At 48.9% G+C, this 4,881-nt stretch carries 5 protein-coding genes; 2 read left to right on the top strand and 3 right to left on the bottom strand.

Going from position 1 to position 4,881, the window contains the following annotated elements; all coding sequences use genetic code 11:
- The coding region (locus V6D20_16750) for a GDYXXLXY domain-containing protein (GenBank protein HEY9817429.1) at window positions 1–387 on the bottom strand (387 nt) is incomplete at its 3' end.
- A gap of 124 nt (window positions 388–511) precedes the next feature.
- Window positions 512–1,900, bottom strand: a complete 1,389-nt coding sequence (locus tag V6D20_16745; protein ID HEY9817428.1) for a DUF2157 domain-containing protein — start codon at window positions 1,898–1,900, stop codon at window positions 512–514.
- A gap of 651 nt (window positions 1,901–2,551) precedes the next feature.
- Here V6D20_16745 and V6D20_16740 point away from each other — a divergent pair.
- Both V6D20_16740 and V6D20_16735 read left to right on the top strand, forming a co-directional pair.
- Entirely contained in the window at window positions 2,552–3,163 is a 612-nt protein-coding gene (locus V6D20_16740) for a sigma-70 family RNA polymerase sigma factor (protein ID HEY9817427.1), read from the top strand.
- 88 nt (window positions 3,164–3,251) lie between these two features.
- Entirely contained in the window at window positions 3,252–3,821 is a 570-nt protein-coding gene (locus V6D20_16735) for a peptidoglycan-binding domain-containing protein (protein HEY9817426.1), read from the top strand.
- 336 nt (window positions 3,822–4,157) lie between these two features.
- Here the strand turns inward: V6D20_16735 and V6D20_16730 are convergent.
- Window positions 4,158–4,881, bottom strand: a 724-nt coding sequence (locus V6D20_16730; GenBank protein HEY9817425.1) for a hypothetical protein, incomplete at its 5' end; no start/stop codon positions are given.

The following is a 4,881-nucleotide window of genomic DNA, read 5'->3' as shown; positions in this document are numbered from 1 at the left end:
ACTCGGTAGGTCAGGGGCGATCGCCACCGGTTGCCAAGCTAAGGGAGTTTCTGCCGTCGGGTCAGCATCAGGTTCCTTCAGCACAACATATACTGGAATGCTAGCTTGAGTCTGATCCGTACTTTCACGGTTGCTGCGCTCTTCCACAGCCTCCCACCCTGGTAGATCATCCAGAGTATCAACCAGGGAAATATTGTAGTTCAGGGTTTGAGAATAGCCGCGCAGCACATCGTAGGGATCAACCGGAGCGGTTTGTAAGATTACGGTTGTGCCAGTTAGGTAAGTCAACATCGCTTGGGCGGGTAGTCCCAAAATCAGGGTCAGTTGAGCCAGCAGGGGCAGCCAAAATCGCCAGCGGGGAATGGGGGGAGTAGGAGAGGAGGTCATAGGACTGTCAATCCATCAAAAGGGGTTACAACAATCAAGAGGATGGTGCGTAGCAGATGACGGAGGGACTATTATGGTCTCTTTACACAAGTCCAACGTCATCTTCATGTTTAGCAAAACTGACTTAGGAGCGAGATGAGGCCAGGGTGCGGACGTAGCGCTCAAACCATAGTCCTGCCAGAATGACACCAACGCCGCAAAGCAGGAAAGCCAGGGATTTTGCGAGAAGACCCGTATCGTATTCCAACATGCGGGACATAATTTGTACCACGAGCAGCAGCAGTCCCCACCAAAAACCCTGGCGATCGCTGCTGCTGAGCGCTTCTTGAATACAGGCGATCGCTATTAGGGTGAGCAGAATGTTTAAAATCAGCGTTCCTACCACCCATAGGGGGCCGAAGGTCCAGTGTGCCCAAAGCAGGCCAGCAATGATTAGCAAGACTGCTGCAAAAGAGGTGTCGGATAGGGTAAGTCGCCAGATCGAACCGTGTAGGGTACCCAAGCGCCACCATAGAGCAAGAGCGATCGCACTGAAAAGAAGAACTAACACCAATCCATTGACCATTGCAGAGGTTGTCTCTGTTTCCGTTGCCAAGGATACTGGATTTCGCCACCAGTAGTTAAAGGAGAAGAGAAAGCTAAAGAAGCTGACATAAACAACGGCTAGCCTGGAACTTGATAGGGCAACATCGTCTTCTTCTGCGAAGATAGAACCTAGAGCACGAGAGCCCCAGAGCAGAAACGGAATCAGGCAGCTCGCAGCGATCGCCCCTAGCAATGTCCAGCTATGATTGAAGTTATTTAATGTGTTGACGAATTGCAGCAATTTAAACTGCAGAGCGAACACCGTAAAGAGAACAACTAATCTCAAAAGCCACGCCGATCGACTCCATCGCGCTAGGGGAAAGAAGAGAGCGATCGCGATTAGTGGGAAATAGGCTAACAGACTTAACCATAGACCATGGACACCAGGGTCTGGATAGTACCAGAAATAGCCCATCGATACCAAGATGATGGATACAATACCCAGCATCGGCAGGCATAGGCTGTAGGCCATGACCAGCACAGCCAGTCCCCAAACTAAAAACAGGATTTGCACACTGCCCGTTTGGTGGAACATCTGGGAGAACAGGGCGAGGCTAGGGCCAATCAGTAATGCACCTAACAGCAATAGCGCCTGTCCTAAGCGAGCTTGCCAGCGCTGGCCGGCTCCCCGCCATAGATAAAAGCCGCCGCTGTTGATACCGATGAATAAACTCACGAGTAGCAGCACTTTGGAGAGACGTGACCATTCTTGCCAGTTGGCGGCAATAAAGGTGATCACGGCGAGGGCAATTAACACGCTGCCCAGCCCGAGCAAGATCATGACGAATTTGTTACGGGCCGTGCTGTCGATTTGATCAAACTGGTAGCGATCGCTGAGGTGATCATAGAGTGAAGGCGGAATCAAACCTTCCTCACGCCAAGCGATCGCTTCTTGACGTAACTGTTGACGAAACTTTTCTGGCATCATGGGGGTCAACCTTTGAAGAGATGCGAGTGTGATGGGTTCGACGTAACCTGCATCACAGCCCTAACATGCCGTTTGGAACAATCATTAGGGATGATGCAATGGTGACCCTATTTTCGATGGGTATGAAACGTATCCTATGACACTTTTCCAAGTGACATCCAAGTTCTAACATCAACTGATACAATCACCTGCCTAAATCCTGCCATTTCTAAAACTGGCATACTAGGTAGAGCCGCCTGGTAGCTATTTTTTACAAAGAGCGATCGCTCTCCAGTTAATGGTTTAGGATTCCTGATTGCCCAGTCGATGATATTGGGTAGGGAGTTGATGACCTGGGGGAGGGACAGGGAGCGATCGCCCCGCATGAAGAATCGTAAACTGTCATATCAAGTCTGACTGGATGCGCGCTACTCATTCAAGGCTATGGCAGTACCTGGATACCTGTAGACTTCTGACCAAGGAGGCAGCGAAGTGGGAGATCCAAGGCAGGATGTCCCAACCGTTTTTTCAAGGCTTGGTCACAAATACTCACCTGATGTCACTAATATCTTAGAGACCCCAATCATACGTGGAGGAGGTACCTCACCCAAACGATTTAACTCTACTAAGTGTCAGTATTCTTGCGTCGCAACACATCAGTGGGAACTACCGATGACAGATCCAACTTGCCCTCGACCACCTAGCGACTGGTTAGATAACACGATTCTCGACAAAGCACTCCATGAAATCTTAGGTAAGGATAACCCCTATGCTTACACTATTTTTTCATTTATCAAGCGGGCGTTACGACAATATCAGCTTCACTGGCGGATGGAGCCCCATGACGTTCTTCATGAAGCCTACCAACGAGGCCTTGCTGCCCTTAAAGCAGGAAAAGCCATTACAAACCCCCATGCATGGCTTAAAAAAACCTCGTTCAACATTATCCGAGAGCATAGTCGATCCAAAAAAGGTATCCCAACGGATCCAGCTATCCTATCTGATATTGTCAGTGGTGGTGATGAACCGATGGGACAACTCATCTGGCAAGAAGAGTTACAGGATCTACGGGAAACGATCGCCATCTTTGCCCGAGAAGAGCCAGAAGCCTTTGAACTGCTTTGCTTGAGAACGTTGGATCGGCTATCGTGGCAGGACATTGCTGAACAGTGGAGTGCCAAGTATTGTCAACCCGTCAATGATGTTGCCTTACGCAAAAAGCTGTCGCGGGCAAAGAAAAAGTTACGCCTGCTTTTTCATCGTCTTGAGCAGTCTCAGGGATAACTGATCACGAGAGTAATGTACGGTAGAACACTTACATTTACATTGCTATCCATAGACGTTCGTACTAGATTGGAGTGAGTCACGAATAATGGGAACGCTTACAGACAACCAATGTCCGGATTCTTTAGAACGCTTCCGAGCAAAATCGTTAGACCTTCGTTCTAAAATAATCGAATATTTCACTCTCTCATTGCTAGATGTTTTAACCGAACCGCAAGCAGAACAACTTGAAGCAATTCTTGATGAGGCCACACAAGACTCCCTGCTGAGCTTCTGGATTGATGAAGTGGATCATGTTGTTGCGCACAAGCTGAATCTCATTGATAGCAGCTTTATTGACCAGCAGCAAACTGCCCTGCTCAGAAAGATGAGGAATTTTTCTGAGATGGAAAACTTAGTTAAAGGACTGAAAGACTCTGTTGATCAGATGCGCTGCTCTATTCAGCAAGTTCTTTCCTATGTAAAACAGGAGAATTGTACCCAAGAGTCTGTTCAAACGCTCCAGTCTTACCTCAAGCATAAAGGTATCTATGCTGGAGAGGTAGATGGTCAATTTGGCTCTCAGACTGAGAAGGCACTGGAACAGCTAGACCAATTATTGAACGATGATCCTAGTATCTTGCCTAATCACTGTTATACTCGCCATGATCCGATGTAAAGCGTAACGATCATTGCCTTGCCATAGGGACTTGGATGCTCTGCGGTAGCTTAAACAATTGATCAACGATTCAGAGCCTGTCGGGTTGTACCACACACAACCCGACAGGTTATTGAGTTAAGCATGAAGGTCGCATGTCTATTCCTATCAAATCTGGTTAGATGCGCCACTGATAGCTTGGTAGTGGCCTGGATGTTTGTCGCCCCCTTGCCCCAGGGGGCGGCGAAGCAGGGGCTTGAAGGCAAGATGTCCCAGCTATGACTCTTCAACCGAATCTGATATTACATCATTCACGATCTCCAAACTTTGCCTATGGGGTATTGCGGCTCCTTCACTTTAATCCGAACAACAGTGATGCTTAGGAGCCGACGGCGGTATATCCATGGCAGGACTAGCATCAAAGAACCCCTGAGGCTTAAGCATAAATCCTGCATAGGATACCGGCATCACTGGCCAATCTTCGGGACGGGGAATATGGTGTTGACCAAACGTGTACCATACCACAACATCTGTATCTTCGATAGATCGATTGGCCTGTGTCCACTTCGGTAGCCCTTCTCCACCAGGATGTTGATTAGGATACATACCTGCGGAACAGCGCTCTGATGGATCATAGGGCGTCACCCATAGGGTATTGGCCATGAATCCGGCCCGCTGCATGATGCTCGATTCCGGATGGGCAAAGGGCAATACTGTATCTCCAGGCATCAGCTTGTAGGCGACTGGCTTACCGACCCAATTACTAACGTGGGGATTCTCTATCTTCCAATAGCGTGCTTTGAAGGGATCGATGGTGCGCTGGGCTTCCTGCTCTGTCTTCAGTACCGTTGCTGTCACCTGGCAAGCATTGCCATGGGGATTGTCTGGGCCCAAGGGTAGTGCTTCGGTATTCACCTCTCGCACTGTATTCGATAGACCGTCTACCATCATATCTAAGCGCAGGCTAAAGAAATGTTGATGAACATGGCCAACTAACTGGGGTGCAAGCAACGCGCCGTAGGCTGGTTCTTCTCCTGGTGCAATAGCAGAGGTGTTGAGAATGCCAGTTAGCTTCACTTCA

Source organism: Candidatus Obscuribacterales bacterium (assembly GCA_036703605.1).
In the GTDB taxonomy this organism is placed as follows: domain Bacteria; phylum Cyanobacteriota; class Cyanobacteriia; order RECH01; family RECH01; genus RECH01.
Note: the sequence above shows the minus strand (reverse complement) of the source record. Positions and strands in the feature narration are given on the sequence as shown.

Bases quoted from the DNA above. Each gene is read 5' to 3' on its own strand.
- V6D20_16745 (HEY9817428.1), bottom strand. From the start codon at position 1,900: ATGATGCCAGAAAAGTTTCGTCAACAGTTACGTCAAGAAGCGATCGCT.
- V6D20_16740 (HEY9817427.1), top strand. From the start codon at position 2,552: ATGACAGATCCAACTTGCCCTCGACCACCTAGCGACTGGTTAGATAAC.
- V6D20_16735 (HEY9817426.1), top strand. From the start codon at position 3,252: ATGGGAACGCTTACAGACAACCAATGTCCGGATTCTTTAGAACGCTTC.